The organism is uncultured Arthrobacter sp. (genome assembly GCF_902805515.1).
In the GTDB taxonomy this organism is placed as follows: domain Bacteria; phylum Actinomycetota; class Actinomycetes; order Actinomycetales; family Micrococcaceae; genus Arthrobacter_D.
Genome location: NZ_CADCTE010000109.1, coordinates 1 through 1,250 on the forward strand (window position 1 = coordinate 1; position 1,250 = coordinate 1,250).

Annotated in this window: 2 protein-coding genes; both read left to right on the forward strand. The window is 69.7% G+C overall.

Annotation, left to right across the window (positions count from 1 at the left end; genetic code table 11):
• Positions 1 to 713, forward strand: a 713-nt coding sequence (locus QZX79_RS09625; protein WP_294567952.1) for an LLM class flavin-dependent oxidoreductase, incomplete at its 5' end; no start/stop codon positions are given.
• A 306-nt stretch (positions 714 to 1,019) separates the two neighbouring features.
• Positions 1,020 to 1,250 (forward strand): hypothetical protein (locus tag QZX79_RS09630; protein ID WP_294567954.1); only part of this gene is annotated, 231 nt, incomplete at its 3' end.

A 1,250-nucleotide genomic window follows, 5' to 3' on the forward strand; every position in this document is an offset into this window, starting at 1 on the left:
TGGCCGAGCAGTTCCTGATGCTGGCGGGCCTCTACCCGGGGAGGGTCGACCTCGGACTGGGCCGCTCGGTCGGCTTCACCGCACCCGTTCGCCGTGCGCTGCGCCGTCCTGACGACGAGCACGATTCGTTCGGCGACGACATCGCCGAGGTTCGGAGCTACCTGGAGCGGACCTCGCCGGTCACCGCGCGTCCGGTGGGGGAGGACCCTCTCCCGATCTTCGTGCTCGCCACCGGACATGGGATCGAGGTCGCAGCCCGGCTGGGGCTGCCGGTGGTGCTCGGCGGCCCGGTGCTCTCGCGGCCCGAGCTCGGCGACGTGCTTGCCGCCTACCGCCGCGACTTCCGCTCGCACCGGGACAGCCGTCCCCACGTCACCGTCTCGATGGACGTGCTGGTCGCCGACACGGATGCGGAGGCCCGTGAGCTGGCTCTGTCGGAGGTCTGGGCGATGGCTCGCGCGCGGCGGACCGGCGTCTTCGACTTCCTCCAGCCGGTGGCCGCCATCCGCGCCCAGCACTGGGACGGCCAGGACGCCGATCGGGTGGCGCGCGGCCTCGACGCCGCCACGGCCGGGAGTCCGGCGACCGTGCGTCGGCGGCTCGAGGGGCTCGCCGACCGCACCGGAGCCGACGAACTGCTCGCCAGTGGCGCGACCTACGACCGCGCGGCGCTCGCCGCCTCGGACGCCTCACTCGCAGCGCTCCTGGCCTGAGGACGAGCCGTCTCGGCTGCGTTCCGGATGACGGTCACTGACTGCGGGCGTTCGACGCGCAGCGCGAATTGGCCGCTACCGGGCGGCACCGAGCGGTGGGCATCGCGGATCTGCTGACCGCCGTACTGGCGACCGAGCACCGACTGGCGGTCGTGCATTACGACAGGGACTTCGAGATCGCTGCCGAGGTACTCGACTTCCGAGCACCGGTGGGTCCTACCGCGAGGAACCGCGTAGCACTGGATAGCGATCGGTGTGTATCAGCTGGTGTCCGAGGGGGACACGCCGCCTACGCACACGGATTCCATGGCAGTGGACAATCACTTGCAGCGCACGGCGTGGCTCGCCAAGGGCCGACGAGTGGAACCGGGCTCGTCGGCTGGCCCAGTCGAGCGTCCAGATCCTGCACATTTCCTGGTGTCGAGCAATTGCTTCGATCGAGATGCGAGAGCGCTTCTTCTACTGGAGCATGTGTACGAGCTGATCGCGATTCGGGCAGAATGGACGATCTTCGTCGTCCCAGAGCAGGGGCACGAA